Raw genomic sequence first — 15,216 nt, 5'->3', positions numbered from 1 at the left:
AAAAGCGTTTAACAGCAGGGGGCTGGGGCGCCGTCATCGCAGGCAAGCCAGCTCCCACAGGGTTGTGTGCCAGGCGCTAATTTTTTGGGCAACCCATGACCTATGTGGGAGCTGGCTTGCCTGCGAAGATGTCGGCCCAGCCAACATTGATGGTGACTGACCGACCGCTTTCGCGAGCAAGCCCGCTCCCATAGTTGGATCGTGGGGCGGCAGGCTAATCGTCGACGGTTATGCGGCATCGCATCCAAAGTTGTGCGGACACCCATGCCTGTCTATGCTCCTAACGCCTCGCACAGCACTCACCCCAGCGGAGCCTGGGGTGAAGACAAGAGCGTCGTCCCGTCAACGGGGTACGACCCGGTATCAACCGACAAGGATGTGACACCCATGAAGCCTGCCTCCTTAAGCGAAGGCCGCCGCGGCCCCGCGCAAATCTGGAACAGTGCGCCGCAGTTGGCGCAAATCCCCATCATCTCCCTGAACACCCTGGTACCGCGCGGCGCTCGCGTGGTGGTGATCGCCCCGCACCCGGGCGATGAAGTGCTGGCGTGCGGCGGTTTGCTGCAACTGCTCAGCACCCAGGAGCATCCCCTGCAACTGATCTCCATCACCGACGGCAGCGCCAGCCATCCCGGCTCTCAGGTATGGCCGGCCAGCCGCTTGAGCGTGGTGCGCCCCCAGGAAAGCGCCGAAGCCCTGCGCCGATTGGGCATGCCCTTGCACAGCCTGAAATGGATTCGTGGCGGGTTTTGTGATGACGCCCTGGCCGCCCGTGAACAGCCGATGAGCCAGTTCATCGCGCGCTACCTGCAACCCGGCGACGTGGTGTTTACCACCTGGCGCAACGACGGCAATGACGACCACGATGCCGTCGGCCGCGCGAGTGCCAAGGCATGTAGTTTGGTGGGTGCGCAACTGTATGAACTGCCGGTCTGGGCCTGGCACTGGCCCGCACGGGAAAGCGCGGTAATGCCCTGGCAACGTGCGCGCAAGGTCCGCCTGGACACCTGGACCGTCGCGCGCAAACTGCACGCCGCCCATGCCTACGCCAGCCAATTGGTGGGCGACCCGCAGATCGGCTTACCACCGATGCTCGCGCAAATATTGCTGGAACGCATGCGCGAGCCCTACGAAATCCTGTTCACCTGAAAGCAACCCTGTAGGAGCGAGCTTGCTCGCGAAAAACCTCAACGATACGTGGGCTTCCTGAATAAACGCGGCGCCTGTGAGTCTTTCGCGAGCGAGCTCGCTCCTACAGCGTTGGGGCTTTTACCTACAGACTCAATCTGCCAAACTGATGCGAATAATTATCAACAGATTTACTATTCGCCACGGACGGCACTTGGGGAGCCCTACTTTCATGTCTGTGCAACAACGCGGCGGCAACGTTTTTACACCCAGTCTGATGGCAATCACTATCGCTCTAGCAACCTCCAATGCGGCCATTGCCGCCGACGCCGAAGCCCCGGCCACCATCGAGCTGGGTGCTACCCAGGTCTCGGGCCAACAGCTTGGCGCAACCACCGAAGGCAGCGAGTCGTACACCACCGGCTCGATGAAGACCGCAACCAAACTGCCGCTGACCCTGCGCGAAACCCCGCAGGCCGTCACCGTGATCACGCGCCAGCGCATGGATGACCAGGCCATGACCAGCATCAACGACGTGGTCAACGCCACGCCGGGGCTGTTCCTCAATTACTCCAACGGCCCTGGGCGACAAGGCTTTACCGCACGCGGTTTCGACATCGACAACCTCATGTATGACGGTATACCCAGCGGCTACAACGGTGCATCGGTAGGCGCGCAGCCGAACCTGGCGATGTTCGATCGCGTCGAAGTGGTACGTGGCGCTACCGGCCTGGTGACCGGCGCAGGCAACCCTTCGGCCGCCATCAACCTGATCCGCAAGCGGCCACTGGATGAGCAGAAAGTCACGCTCACCGGCGCCGTCGGCAGCTGGGACGACTACCGTGGCGAGCTCGACGCCTCCAGCCCACTCAATGACAGTGGCACCTGGCGTGGCCGTGTCGTCACCTCTTACCGCGATGCCAACAGTTTTATCGACAAGGCCGAGCAGGATCATGGCCTTTTCTATGCCGTCACCGAAGCCGACCTGAGCGAAGACACCACCCTGACCCTCGGTTACTCGAACCAGAAGGACAAGACCAACTACTTCTGGGGCGCTTCGATGGTCGGCCTGGATGGGCGCCACCTGGGCCTGTCGCGCGCCTATAACCCAGGCACCGATTGGGAGAACAAGGACCAGGAAATCAACACCGTGTTCGCTGAGCTGCGCCAGCGCCTGGCCAACGACTGGAGCCTGCAGGTCAACGCCAACTATGCCGAACAGAACGCCTTGTTCTCCGGCTCCTACCAATCGCGCTGGACCAACAACACCCTGGCCCGCACGGTGTACCAGGCCAGCTACGATGAAAACCAGGCCGGGCTCGACGCCTTTGCCAGCGGCCCGTTCGAGGCGTTCGGCCGTAGCCATGAACTGGTGGTGGGCGCCAGCAAGCGCATCTACGACATGACCACCCATAACTACAGCCCGTACGACCTCAACTGGCCGATCAATGCCGGCAAACCGAACTTCACCCACACCAACAATGTGCGCGAAGTCACCACCCAGGATGGTTTCTACCTCACCAGCCGCCTGAGCCTGGCCGACCCGCTGAAGCTGATCCTCGGCGCTCGCCTGGACTGGTACGACTACGACAACCGTGATGCCGCCGGCGACTACAAGGTCACCCGCAACCTCACCCGCTACGCCGGCCTGATCTACGATCTGGACGACCAGCATTCGGTTTATGTGAGTTACAGCGACATCTTCACGCCGCAAAAAGACAAGAGCACAGCCGGCACTCCGCTCAAACCCATCGTCGGTAAAAATTATGAGGTGGGCGTCAAAGGCGAATACTTCGGTGGCACGTTGAATGCCAGCGTAGCGCTGTTCCGTGTCGACCAGGAAAACCGCGCCGTGGCCGTGGTGGTGCCCAACTGCCCGCAGGCGTCCTGTGCCGAGGCCTCGGGCGAAATCCGTAGCCAGGGTATCGACTTCGAACTGCAAGGCGCCTTGACCGAAAACTGGCAGGTCGGCGGCGGCTATACCTATGCGCGCACCCACACCATCAAGGACGACGCCAACCCGCAGAAGGTCAACAAACAGTTCGATACCGACATCCCGGAACATCTGTTCAAAGTGACTACACGCTACAACTTCCAGGGCCCGCTGGAAAAACTCCGCGTCGGCGGCAATATCTCCTGGCAGAGCCGCATGTACAACGACATCAAGCTAGCGGATGGCAGCAACTACCGGCTCCAGCAAGGCGGCTACGCCGTCACTGACTTGATGGCAGGCTACCGGGTCAATCAGCACCTGGATTTGCAACTCAACGCCAACAACATCTTCGATCGCCACTACTACCAGTCCATCTCCGACTCAGTGACTTATGGCGGCGACTCCTATGGCAGCCCCCGCAACATGATGCTGACCGCCAAGTACAGCTTCTGAGCCTCATCGCTACCTCGGCTGCCCGCTCGGGCAGCCGTTCTTAAAGTCCCGTGCCCGCATGCCGATAACGCGTGGGTAACCGGCAATAATCGTGAACATCTGCTTCACTCCACAGCGGCGCGCCTGGGTGGCACACCGCGTGCTTGCTTGACCTCGACGCCCCCCCTCTCATGGAGTAAGAGTGAATGCCCGTCCGTTTTCTCGAGCACTATCGCAAGGCCGACCGCATCATGCTGGCATTGATCTGGCTGATGTTGCTGTTCTCCCTCGGCCTGGCGTTCTGGCACGACACCCTCATGCAGGCCGTGATCGTCGGTGGGGGCACCGGCGTGGTGCTCACGGCGCTGTACCGCGTCATCGGCGGCACCCGCGTGATGCGCTGTGCATTGGGCGCCGGTTTGATGGTGATGGCGGCGTTGCACATCAACCAGGCGCACGGGGTGATCGAATCCCACTTCGGCATTTTCGCGCTGTTGGCGGTGCTGACCTTTTACCGTGACTGGCTGCCGATTCTGGTGGCAGCGCTGACCATCGCGGTGCATCACGTGGTGTTCCATGCCTTGCAGCATCAGGGCTTCCCGGTGTTTGTGATGGAGCATCACGGCGGCTGGACGATGGTTTTCGTCCATGCCTTCTATGTGGTGATGGAGACCGTCGCCCTGCTCTACCTCGCCGTCCATAGCCAGGCCGAAGCGGTGGAGAGCCAGGAAATGCTGGAGAAGATGCTTGCCGTCACCTCGCAGTTCACCGTGGAAACCGCCCAAGGTGAAGGCAAGGCCCACGTGTCCCTCGCCAAGCGGTTCGATCACTTCCTGCAGCAACTCACCCACCTGATCGACGGCGTCGCCCGCGACTCCCATGGCCTGGGCCAGCTCGGCCAGGAACTGGCCAGCGCCAGCGGCACCCTGGAAAAAGGCGCACGGCATCAGTTGGCACAGATCGGCGAGATGACCGGCTCAATGCAGCGCATGGAAGACGCCATGGGCCACATTACGGTGCAGGTCGAACAGGCAGTGGAACACGCGGGCCAGGCCAGCCAGCAGATTGTGCGCGGCCAGGAAAGCGTCGGCCGCGCCCAGCATGAAATCAGCCAACTGGCTTCGCGCATCAACGGCACGGAGTCGACCGTAGAATCCCTGGCGGTGCAGGCCGAACAAATCGGCTCGGTGCTGGAAGTGATCAGCAGCATCGCCAACCAGACCAACCTGCTGGCCCTCAACGCCGCCATCGAAGCCGCCCGCGCCGGCGAGCAAGGCCGTGGCTTTGCCGTGGTGGCCGATGAAGTGCGTAGCCTGGCCCAGCGCACCGCCCTGTCCACCCAGGAAATCAAGAGCATCATCGAGGGCCTGCAACACGGCAGCCGCCAAGCCGTCGAAGCCATGCACGCCAGCCGCGAAGGCGTAGAGCGCTGCGTGGCCGACAGCCAAGAGGCGGTGGACATGCTACGGGCGGTGGGCGAGGACATCGCGCACATCGACCAACTCAACGGCCACATTGTCACCACCACCCGCGAACAGACCTCGGCCAACCTGGAGATCGTCGAGCGCTTGCAGTCGGTGCAAAGCATCGCCCAGAACACCGCCGACGACGTCGAGACACTCGCGCGCAGCAGCGAACGCCTGCCACCGATCGCGGTGCGGCTGGATGCGTTGGGGCGCAGGTTTCATCCTTGAGCGTATGGGAAATGGGCAGGCACGGATACGTTAAACTCGCAGCCTGAACCACGAGCCACGGAGGCCAACATGAGCACAGCCGGTAAAGACAGACAGATCGACAATATTGAGTTCAACGTAAGCGACATCGCCCGCAGTAAAGCCTTTTACGGCGCTGCATTCGGCTGGACGTTCGTCGACTACGGCCCCACCTACAGCGAATTCAGCGATGGCCGGCTCACGGGCGGTTTCACCACCGGCGAGCCTGTGCGACCGGGCGGCCCCTTGGTTATCTTGTACGCAGATGACTTGGACAGCGTGCAGCAGCGGCTTCAACAGCTGGGCGCGGTGATTACTCGCCAGACGTTTGCGTTTCCAGGTGGCCGCAGGTTCCACTTCACCGATCCAGATGGGTATGAACTGGCGGTGTGGAGCGTTGCGCTGTGATCCAGCGCTTTAGCTGTATCGTTGAAGCGCGACAGCTCCGACAGAGAATAAATTGTGTTGTGGGAGCCTTTTCTAGATTCAAAGCTGTTGCAGCTTGTGCTGCAAGCGGGTCGTTAGCTGATTGACGATCAGCTTGTGCGCCGGCCCCACCGGCAGCATGTAGAGGCGCCCAAAGGTGTTGTGGGTGATCACCGATGAAGTGATCGTAAGCACACGATCAGCAAGTGAAAGGCAAATCATCACATCCAGGTGCCGGTCACGCTCGGTCAGCACCAGCCTATCCGGCGCGCAGTCCTCCACCAGGAAAAAATCAAGCCGCTCACCCGCTTGCACCGTCACGCGCCGATTGCCGGAGAACCCGCCGATGCGCTTTACGCCAAATCTTGAAGAAATCCCATCTCTGATCCGAAAGGCCAATTTTAACAGCGGTCCCGTTTCGGCGGTCATGATGTTCCAGGCATCCAGCGCGCTGATCTCAGTCGACAATGGCACCGACCTGCAATCGTAATAATTGAGTTCAGACGGTGTACCCAACGTGTGACTGACAGAGTGAGTCGCCAACATTTTTTCGTCCATGATCAAAACCGGGATTGGCATCATAACTCTTCAAGCGAAATGCTGCGCTAAGCTAGATAGGGTCTGTGGAATTCAAGCGGAGTACCCATTATGGAATACGACGAAAAACGGATTGAGGAAACCGTACTTGCCCTGCCGACCACCTTCAGTTTTGATAAGGGCAACTCATGGAAAGGTTACGACTTTCAGATAATGAACCGACTCCATGAGCAAGGCTTTATCCGAAATCCGGTAAACAAAAGCAAATCCATTTGGCTGACGCCGGAAGGCTTGGAACGGGGCCGGCACATCGCGGATCAATTGTTTGGTGCAGCACCTGAAGCCGAGCGCTTATCCAACCCGGACACCTGAAGCGCTAGCGGAGCTTAAGCCCAGCCACGAATTGTTAAACCGCGCTTTATGCCTTTATCCTCCAGCCCCCCGACCTGCCAACCCGGAGCCACCATGGACCTCGCCACCCTCGCCCTCTTCCTCCCCGCTTGCTTCGCCCTGAACATGGCCCCCGGCCCCAATAACCTGCTATCCGTGAGCAACGCTACCCGCTACGGTTACCGCACCTCCTGCCTCGCCGGTCTCGGCCGCCTGCTGGCCTTCGCCGGCATGATCGCCCTTGCCTCCGCCGGGTTGGCGGTGGTGCTGCAAACCTCGGAGCTGTTGTTCTACGGGATCAAGATTCTTGGCGCTGCGTATCTGTTTTACCTGGCGTATCAGCTATGGCGCGCAGACCCGCAGCAGCAGGTAGAAACCGCGACGAGCAAGGTGGGCCTGTGGGCCTTGGCACGGCAGGAGTTTCTGGTGGCGGCGGGCAACCCCAAAGCCATCCTGATCTTCACCGCCTTCCTCCCGCAATTCGTAGTGCCCGGCCAACCCATCACTGCGCAATTTGCCCTCCTGGGTGTGATGTTCCTGGCTTTGGAATGGGTCGCCATCAGCGCCTATGCCTATATGGGCCTGCATATGCGCCGCTGGTTTGCCGAGCCCAAGGGCAAGCGCCTGTTCAATCGCTGCTGCGCGGGTTTGTTGTCAGCGGCGGCGGCAGTGTTGTTGACTGCGCGCAGGGCATGAGTGAGGTAGGAGTGCACCTGGCAGCCGACGCCGATCGAGCTGTGCCCCGCGATCCAAATGTGGGAGCTGGCTTGCCTGCGATGACGGCCTCCCAGCCGACGCCTATCCATCTGACGCCCCGGGATCCAAACTGTGGGAGCGGGCTTGCTCGCGAAGGCGGCCTTGCAGTCAACACAGTTGGATTGTGTACATATCCGTTGCTGCGGTAACGGCCGCTTAGGGTTCCGCTCTGACAGCGGCTCACTTTCGAAAAGCGCGAAAGTAAGCAAAGCGCTCTTGCCCCACCACTCGGCCCCTCGCCTAGGCTCGGTGTGCCCGAACACAGGCTTGAATCCGTGGGCCGCGAATTCAAGCCTGCGTTCGGCCAGCGTGGTTTAACGGGGCGCCTGAGGTCAAGATCAAAAGCAGATCAAGAGCGACTCGCTTCGCATCGTGGTTACCGTCGGCTGCTACGGTCTGCAAAGTTGCGTAGATACCGACGCTATCTCAACGGCAAACCATACCTCACCTCCACCAGCGTAACACCGCCCCTCTCAAGATCGCGCTCAGTCCCGGCCTCCTCCACACACCCCGCCCGGCGATAAAATCCAATCGCCCGTTCATTACCGGCCAAGACCCACAGCGTTAAACGCTCATAGCCTTGCGCCAATAGGTCCTGCAAGCCGGCTTTCCACAAGGCCAGCCCAACGCCGGTTTGCCAATGCTCGGCGAGCACGTAGATAGCCATGACCTCACCAGCCTTTGCCTGGACGGCGTCTTCGTCACGGCTGGCGCCAACGGATATCCAGCCGACAATCTGCTGGCCCACCTCGGCAACCCATACCGTCGACTCACCCAAGGCAAGCGAGCGAACCCAATGGGCTTCGCGCCTAGCCAGGGTTGCTTGCAACCCGCTCAAGAACTGGGCGGGCATCAAGTCACGGTAGGCGTCTTGCCAACTGCTGATATGCACCTGGGCAATGGCTTTTGCGTCGGCGGGTAAGGCCCTGCGAATCATGGAGATGCTCCTGAAATACGGTTATTTCAGTATGCATGCCCGTCGATGACAGAAAGCCCTGCGCTGAACACCGCCCAATATCAATACCAACCCCAATGTAGGAGCGAGCTTGCTCGCGAAGAACTTCAACGATAACGCGGGCTTGCTAAGTGAACGCGGCGCCTGTGGGTTTTTCGCGAGCAAGCTCGCTCCTACAGCTGCAAGGCGATTCCGGCTTCGATGAAGAACGCCGAGCTCCGCGTGAAAGCTCCAGCCAACATCAGCCCTTGGTCAAATCCACCAAAGGCGTCTGGCGCACCTCAGTCTCCCGCCCACCCTGAATCTCGCTGACCTGCTTCAAGGCCTTTTCAACAGCCGCCTTATCCGCCAACAAGCTGTAGCTGATACGGAACTGCTTATGTTCCTTCGCCCCAATGGTAGGCACCAGGTTCAGTGGCCGTTGATAACGACGGTTATAGGAAAAACTCGTCCCCGGCTCCAACCCCGTGACATAACCCTGCCCTTGGGTATCAGTGTTCTTCCACAGGGAAAACACCGGCAGTGTCTGCGTATTGAAACCCACCGAAACCCCCAGGCTGCCGGCCTTGTTATGCAACACCGTCAAGGTATCGCCCTTGGCATCGGCATACGGCACCACGTTGTAGACCGTTTCGTCATAGTCCTTGGTCGGCGCACGGTAGGTTTGCCAGTCGGCCAGTTCGCCCTTGGCCTTGTCGTTGAACGGCGACACCTGCTTCACCGGCGCAACGAAACGCGCGCCCTGCTCCAGGAACGGCGTGCTGAAATTACTGTGATACAGCGCCTGGTATTCCTTCGGATAATCGCCATTGTTGGTCAGCGTATCGTTAAGGGCGAACACCACACTGCCAGGCTCGGTGACCAGTTCGGTCGCAACAGAGAAATCGACCTTCTTGAACGCCTGCTCTTTCAACTCGCCGCGCAGGGTGATCGCGTACGGCGGTTTTTCATCGATATGCAGTGTGACCTTATTCGCAGGAATATTCGCGGCCCGCCCGTGCAGGGTCAGCAGCTCGCCGTTGTCGATGCCAGGATGCCCCACCCATTCATAGCCGCAGCGGGTAACCAGCTCATTGAAACCTTCCAACCAACCCAGACCACCACGGCCATTGAGCTCGATGAAGGACGGATTGACCACTTCCTTGACCGGCGAATCCCAGCCCATGCGCACATCGCCAACCGACGCCTGCAACACGTTCATGCCACGGGTCGGCACCACCGAGAGCTTCATCGTGCCGTTATCGATATCGACGATGCTCACACCCTCCTGCCGACCACCGTGCAGGGTGCGCAGAGTGACGCTGAAGGGTTTGTCGGTTTGGATGCCGAGCTGCTGGCTGGTGACCTGCCAGTTCTGGGCGGCTTTGTCGGTGTCGAGGAGCACGTAGTCCCAGGCCATGGCGTGGGAGGCAGCAGAGAGTGCGCTGAGGGCAACGAGGAGTTTTAGCGGGGTCATGGTGGGCGCCTTTATTGGAGTTGTTTGCGTTTTATAAACTCGATGAAACGTTTCAGCAAGCTGAAAAAACGAGGCGATGCATGGAAAGGCCATGAAGAAGGTGGAACAAATTAGCAGGCTGAAGCGATACGCTTGCGGGCACGTTGGAACGAAAACGCGGCTGGGCGGTTCATGAGTTTCAGTCCTCCCGAGCCTGTTAAACCTTGGCGTTGATCGTCGCTGCATTGACGCTCATAGCCCCCCCGGTCGCCCATGTGGCGATCAGGTCATGCTGCATTGGGAAAGTCAAATCAGACCTTTCCGATCTTATTAGCACTACGCATGAAATCAACAAACGCACGCAGCTTGCCTGGCATGTGTTTACGATGGGGGTAGTAAAAATGAAACGCATCGTCCATGCCGCTGTGCTGCTTCAATATCTGACGAAGCGTACCGTTTTCTAACGCTTGCTTCGCGAAGTCCTCGAAAACAAAACCAATGCCTTGGCCTTGTATTGCCGCATCAAGGACGGATCTCATTTCGTCAAAAATAAAACGCCCTTGAACATCGATTTGAACCATTTGCCCGCCCTCTTCGAACCTCCACTCAAAGAATCTTCCGCCAACTGAATACCGCTGGCGAATGCAGTTGTGCTTCAGCAGTTGCTCCAACGTCTGCGGCTCAACCCGCGTGCGGAAGTAATCCGGCGCAGCCACCACAATTCTTTTTTGTGCCGCTCCCAACTGTATCGCGACCATGTCGCTTTGCACTCGTTTTCCCATGCGTATGCCGACATCGAAACCGGCATTAACGATATCGCCAAGTTGATTATCCAGTGATACCTCGACATTAATCAGCGGGAACTCTTCCATGAAGGCGGTTAGATGCGGTTCGATCAAGATGCGGTATGCAACATACGAAGAGTTGAGGCGTACTGTGCCAGATGGTTGATCAGTCGCGAGCAAGACTTGTGACAAGGAGTCTCTAATCAAAGCCAGCGCAGGTGCTAATGCTGCGTTCAATGACGCGCCGGCCTCGGTCAGGCTGACACTGCGTGTTGTTCGATTGAATAGCCGCACGTTGAGTTGCGCTTCGACACTTTTGATCGTGCGTGATACCGCAGTTGGCGTGACACCGATTTCTGCAGCGGCGCGAGCGAAGTTCAAATGTCTGGCGGCCGCCTCGAAGGTTAAAAGACCGGGGAAATGCACTGGTGGCAAGGGAAGTGAACTCTCGATGCCCTCAGCGCGCGCAGGGCCCTGCATTATGACCTTTTTGCTCATACTGTATCCACGCCTATGACTATTTACGTCATTATCATTGCCCTCCATAGTTGATATAGCAAGGTGTTTCATCCGGCAGAACAGTTATCTTTAGGAATCACAATGACGCTCAACCGCCCATCAACGGATCTTTTCACTCCAATGACTTTAGGAGCCTTATCTCTGGCTAACCGCGTTGTCATGGCCCCGTTAACGCGCAGCCGCATGGGGCCAAAAGGCGTCCCCAACGAAATGCACGCTCTCTACTATGCACAACGTGCCAGCGCCGGTCTGATCATTAGTGAAGCGACCAATATTTCCGCGCAAGCGCGTGGGTATGCATTGACGCCAGGCATCTGGACTGAAGAGCACGTAGCAGGCTGGAAACAGGTGACAGATGCAGTGCATGCCGCTGGTGGACTTATTGTTTGCCAACTGTGGCATGTGGGGCGCTTCTCGCATGTGGACCTGCAGCCCGATGGCACGGCACCGGTAGCGCCCTCGGCGATTAAAGCCGAAGGCCAGACCTTCACTGAAATGGGAATGATGGACGTCTCCATGCCGCGAGCGCTGGAAACATCCGAAATCCCAGGCATTATCGAGCAGTACCGACACGCCGCCGCATGCGCAAAACACGCCGGTTTTGATGGTGTAGAAGTGCACTCTGCCAATAGCTATTTGCTCGATCAGTTCCTGCGCGACTCTACCAATCAGCGAACCGACCAATATGGTGGTTCGATTGAGAATCGCACACGACTCACGCTGGAAGTAACCGCAGCAGTCGTCGAGATCTGGGGGCATGACCGCGTTGGCATTCGCCTCTCTCCCGTGACGCCAGATGCCGGCAACACGCCCTTGGACAGCCAGGTAATGCAAACCTATGGCTATCTGATTGAGCAACTGAATCGCTTCCAACTCGCCTACATGCATTTTGTCGAGGGCGCCACCGCTACGTCACGCACTGTTCCCGAGAACGTAGATCTCGATGCGTTACGTAGAGGATTCAAAGGCCCATACATCGGCAATAACAATTACGACATCGAACTGGCCGTTACCCGCCGTGCTGAAGGCAAGGTCGATGCAGTCGCTTTTGGCCGCCCGTTTATTGCTAATCCGGATTTGGTTCGTCGATTAAAAGAAGGTGCAGAACTCACTGTTGCGCCACGCGAAACCTATTACGGTAACGGCGCAAAGGGTTACACCGATTGGCCTACGCTCGCGGGATAAGCCAACTGAGCAACATTCAAAAAGTGAGACCTTGGGCCCCAGCGGTGAATGCCGCTGCGGATGGTCTCAGGGATTGATCTGAATGCCAGCCAGCAGTGGCTGGTTTTTTTAACATGATTCGAATTAACAGCCAGGAGTACAAACATGAACAAACCTACTTATGTGCCGGAATATCAAGCCATCGTCGAGGTACTGAACAAATACAACGAAGGCTGCAAGCAGGCCAAAAGCAGCATCATGAAACCAGCTTTCAGTGAGCAAGCAACAATGTTTAGCGTCGATGGCGACGGTAAGCTGACCGGGGGCCCGATTCAGACATTGTTCGATGGCATTGACAGCGCGTTCCGCCCGTCTCCTGAAGCTCAAGGCGTAATCGTCAAAATCGACATCGTAGGCACCGCTGCCAGCGCGCGCATCGACACCAATGACGTATCGGGCTTTTGCTTTACAGATTTCTTTAACCTGCTGAAAGTCGATGGCAAGTGGACGGTCGTCAGCAAGATCTTCCACACCCACGTCGCGCCTTGAATATCTACCTTCCTTGAGCCCGCGACAGATGAGGTTTTCATCCCTATCTGTCGTGTTTTTTATTCGCAGCCGAGCGGCGCTGCACTGTGCGTCCAGCGCACCGCCTGAAATCCGCTGACTTCTACCGCCTAACCGCACGCGAACAAAGTAATAAAACAGGCCGCCATTTAATGACGCACACAATCAGGCCATAAAGCGACTTTTCAACACAATAGGCCGAAATCCGCCGGTCAGCCCGCCTCCCCAAAAATCCAAACCAACACATCCTCAAACGCCATGCCTCTCCACCAAAAAATCCACAAACGCCCTAACCCGCGCCGGCATCGCCCCTCCCCCCACAAACACCGCATGAATCGGCTCCACATCTCCAGGATTAAACTCCTCCAGCAACACCACCAACTCCCCCCGCCTCACCTCCTCCACCACACTAAACGCCCCAATCCTCGCCACCCCCGCCCCCAGCTTCGCCAACTGCGCCAATGCCTCGCCGCTATTTCCCTCAATCGTCCCCGCCACCTTCAACGAAAACTCCCGCCCCTCCACCCGAAACGGCCAATCCGGCGCCGCTCTGCGGAAGTTGAAGCGCAGGCAGTTGTGTTGCAGTAAATCCTGCGGCGTCACGGGGGTGCCATGCCGTGCCAGGTAGTCCGGTGAGGCGACGATAACCTGCCCGGTAGAGCCGATAAGGCGAGCGGTCAGGGGGCTGTCGGCGAGGGGGCCGAAGCGGATGGCGACGTCGGCCTGGCCGCCGAGGATGTCTACGACTTCGTCGCCGAGCATCAGGTCGACGACGATGGCGGGGTAGCGGGCGCTGAAGGCGGCGATCAGGGGGACGATGGTCATGCGGCCGTGGGCCAGTGCGGCGCTGACGCGCAGGCGTCCGCGTGGGGCGCCCTGGTCGGTGATGGCGTCTTCGACTTCAGCCATGTCGGCGAGGATGCGCCGGGCGCCGCGCAGGTAGGCTTCGCCTTCAGCGGTGAAGGTGATGGCGCGGGTGGTGCGCAGCAGCAGACGGGTGCCGATGCGCTGTTCGGTGCGGGTGATGATGCGGCTGATGGCCGATGGGGTCAGTCCCAACGCCCTGGCCGCGCCCGACAGGCTGCCGTGCTCGGCGACCATGGTGAAGACTTCCATCTCTCCCGAACGCCCGCCGATGTCCATTTGTGCCTCCTGCGCAAAGCTGTAGTTCCCAACCGAGGGCTACTGCTGCAAAAGGCAGGATTGTAGCATTTGGCTCACAGATGAGGAGTCACCCATGCGTATCAATCCCCCCCTTGTAGCATTGTCCGTCGGTGCCTTTGGCATCGGGGTCACAGAGTTTGCCCCTATGGGCATGTTGCCCGGTATCGCCGCTGATCTTGATGTCTCCATTCCCGCTGCGGGCCTGTTGGTGAGCGCCTACGCCATGGGCGTGTTGATTGGCGCGCCGATCATGACCCTGGCGACGGCCAGGGTGCCCCGCCGTTATCTGCTGATCGGGCTGATGGCGATTTTTACCCTGGGTAATTTGCTGTCAGCGTTGGCCAGCAACTACCAGACGCTGATGATCGCCAGGCTGGTGACGTCGCTTAATCATGGAGCGTTCTTTGGGATTGGCTCGATTGTGGCCGCAAGCCTGGTGGCGCCCGAGAAGCGCGCGGGCGCTGTGGCGGCGATGTTCATGGGGCTGACCCTCGCAACCATTGGCGGCGTGCCCCTGGCGACCTGGTTTGGCGAGAACTTCGGTTGGCGTACCGCGTTCTGGGGCATCAGTGGGCTCGGCGCGGTGGTCATGGCGGCGCTGTGGTGGGCATTGCCCAATACTCCCGCGCCCAAGGGTGGCGGGCTGATGGCGGAAATCCGTGTGCTGGGTCGCGGGCCGGTGCTGGCCGCGTTGGCGCTGACCGTGGTGGGCTCAAGTGCGATGTTTACGGTATTCACCTACATCGCGCCGATTCTGCGCGACGTCACCCACGCTTCGACCAACTTCGTCACCGGGATGCTGGTGCTGTTCGGAGTCGGGCTCACCCTGGGCAATGTGTGGGGTGGCAAGTCTGCGGACCGCTCGGTGGACCGCACCCTGATCATCTCGCTGGTGGTGTTGATTGCCGTGCTGTTGGCCTTCTCGGTCCTTATGCAGTGGCCGCTGCCTGCGGCGCTGTCGATCCTGCTGTGGGGCGCTGCCAGCTTTGCCCTGGTGCCGCCGTTGCAGATGCGGGTGATGGAGGCAGCAAAGGACGCGCCTAACCTGGCTTCGGCGATGAACATCGGTGCGTTCAATTTTGGGAATGCGATTGGTGCGGCGTTGGGGGGTGCGGTGATCAATGCCGGGTTGGGCTATCCGGCCATTTCACTGGCAGGCGCGATCATGGCTGGGCTGGGTTTGCTGATGGTGCTGGGTTTGGGCTGGCGTGCGCGGCGTGCAGGTTTGCGGACTTGCCCGGAAGCGGTGCAAGCGTAAGTACACGCTGGAAAGCCCCACCCAACTGCCTTATAACTACGCCCTCCAGTCAAGG

The 15,216-nt window shown here is 59.2% G+C and carries 14 protein-coding genes; 9 read left to right on the top strand and 5 right to left on the bottom strand.

Features of this window, described 5'->3' with window-relative positions:
- Nucleotides 1–387: 387 nt before the first annotated feature.
- The 4 genes from TX24_RS27135 (at nucleotide 388) to TX24_RS27120 (ending at nucleotide 5,613) form a co-directional block, all read left to right on the top strand.
- Entirely contained in the window at nucleotides 388–1,149 is a 762-nt protein-coding gene (locus TX24_RS27135) for a PIG-L deacetylase family protein (RefSeq protein ID WP_034135723.1), read from the top strand.
- Between the two features lie 211 nt (nucleotides 1,150–1,360).
- On the top strand, nucleotides 1,361–3,514 hold the full coding sequence (locus TX24_RS27130) for a TonB-dependent siderophore receptor (protein ID WP_057711801.1): 2,154 nt from the start codon (nucleotides 1,361–1,363) through the stop codon (nucleotides 3,512–3,514).
- Between the two features lie 185 nt (nucleotides 3,515–3,699).
- Nucleotides 3,700–5,187 (top strand): methyl-accepting chemotaxis protein, encoded by a 1,488-nt coding sequence (locus TX24_RS27125; protein WP_003191607.1) that lies wholly within the window; start codon nucleotides 3,700–3,702, stop codon nucleotides 5,185–5,187.
- A 69-nt stretch (nucleotides 5,188–5,256) separates the two neighbouring features.
- The gene (locus TX24_RS27120) at nucleotides 5,257–5,613 is read left to right on the top strand and encodes a VOC family protein (RefSeq protein ID WP_057711800.1); all 357 of its coding nucleotides are present in this window, start codon (nucleotides 5,257–5,259) and stop codon (nucleotides 5,611–5,613) included.
- Between the two features lie 78 nt (nucleotides 5,614–5,691).
- Here TX24_RS27120 and TX24_RS27115 read toward each other — a convergent pair whose 3' ends face one another.
- Nucleotides 5,692–6,213 carry a DUF2867 domain-containing protein gene (locus tag TX24_RS27115; protein WP_082628887.1) on the bottom strand — a complete coding sequence of 174 codons (522 nt, stop codon included), beginning with the start codon at nucleotides 6,211–6,213 and terminating at the stop codon, nucleotides 5,692–5,694.
- A 66-nt stretch (nucleotides 6,214–6,279) separates the two neighbouring features.
- Here TX24_RS27115 and TX24_RS27110 point away from each other — a divergent pair, with 66 nt between their 5' ends.
- Nucleotides 6,280–6,540 (top strand): DUF6429 family protein, encoded by a 261-nt coding sequence (locus tag TX24_RS27110; RefSeq protein WP_057711799.1) that lies wholly within the window; start codon nucleotides 6,280–6,282, stop codon nucleotides 6,538–6,540.
- A 93-nt stretch (nucleotides 6,541–6,633) separates the two neighbouring features.
- A complete protein-coding gene (locus TX24_RS27105) occupies nucleotides 6,634–7,254 on the top strand; it encodes a LysE family translocator (protein ID WP_057711798.1) in 621 nt (206 codons plus the stop codon).
- 481 nt (nucleotides 7,255–7,735) lie between these two features.
- On the opposite strand, the gene TX24_RS27100 is transcribed toward TX24_RS27105, so the two are convergent.
- The 3 genes from TX24_RS27100 to TX24_RS27090 all read right to left on the bottom strand — a co-directional run bounded on the left by TX24_RS27100 (nucleotide 7,736) and on the right by TX24_RS27090 (nucleotide 10,987).
- The gene (locus TX24_RS27100; protein ID WP_057711797.1) at nucleotides 7,736–8,251 is read right to left on the bottom strand and encodes a GNAT family N-acetyltransferase; all 516 of its coding nucleotides are present in this window, start codon (nucleotides 8,249–8,251) and stop codon (nucleotides 7,736–7,738) included.
- A 259-nt stretch (nucleotides 8,252–8,510) separates the two neighbouring features.
- Complete coding sequence (locus TX24_RS27095) at nucleotides 8,511–9,725, bottom strand: aldose 1-epimerase family protein (protein WP_057711796.1); 1,215 nt, start codon at nucleotides 9,723–9,725, stop codon at nucleotides 8,511–8,513.
- Between the two features lie 290 nt (nucleotides 9,726–10,015).
- Nucleotides 10,016–10,987 (bottom strand): LysR family transcriptional regulator, encoded by a 972-nt coding sequence (locus tag TX24_RS27090; protein WP_057711795.1) that lies wholly within the window; start codon nucleotides 10,985–10,987, stop codon nucleotides 10,016–10,018.
- Nucleotides 10,988–11,089: 102 nt separating this feature from the next.
- Between TX24_RS27090 and TX24_RS27085 the strand changes: the two genes are divergently transcribed.
- Together TX24_RS27085 and TX24_RS27080 are read left to right on the top strand one after the other, a co-directional pair.
- On the top strand, nucleotides 11,090–12,193 hold the full coding sequence (locus TX24_RS27085; protein ID WP_044270781.1) for an alkene reductase: 1,104 nt from the start codon (nucleotides 11,090–11,092) through the stop codon (nucleotides 12,191–12,193).
- Between the two features lie 144 nt (nucleotides 12,194–12,337).
- Nucleotides 12,338–12,721 carry a nuclear transport factor 2 family protein gene (locus TX24_RS27080; protein WP_057711794.1) on the top strand — a complete coding sequence of 128 codons (384 nt, stop codon included), beginning with the start codon at nucleotides 12,338–12,340 and terminating at the stop codon, nucleotides 12,719–12,721.
- A 267-nt stretch (nucleotides 12,722–12,988) separates the two neighbouring features.
- Here the strand turns inward: TX24_RS27080 and TX24_RS27075 are convergent, their stop codons facing one another.
- Complete coding sequence (locus TX24_RS27075; RefSeq protein WP_057711793.1) at nucleotides 12,989–13,882, bottom strand: LysR family transcriptional regulator; 894 nt, start codon at nucleotides 13,880–13,882, stop codon at nucleotides 12,989–12,991.
- A 94-nt stretch (nucleotides 13,883–13,976) separates the two neighbouring features.
- Here TX24_RS27075 and TX24_RS27070 point away from each other — a divergent pair, with 94 nt between their 5' ends.
- Entirely contained in the window at nucleotides 13,977–15,161 is a 1,185-nt protein-coding gene (locus tag TX24_RS27070) for an MFS transporter (RefSeq protein WP_034135712.1), read from the top strand.
- The last annotated feature ends 55 nt before the right edge of the window (nucleotides 15,162–15,216 follow it).

Origin of the sequence: Pseudomonas lactis (assembly GCF_001439845.1) — a bacterium.
Lineage (GTDB): Bacteria > Pseudomonadota > Gammaproteobacteria > Pseudomonadales > Pseudomonadaceae > Aquipseudomonas > Aquipseudomonas lactis.
The sequence above is the reverse complement of the archived record's forward strand: the minus strand, read 5'-3'. Positions and strand labels throughout refer to the sequence as shown.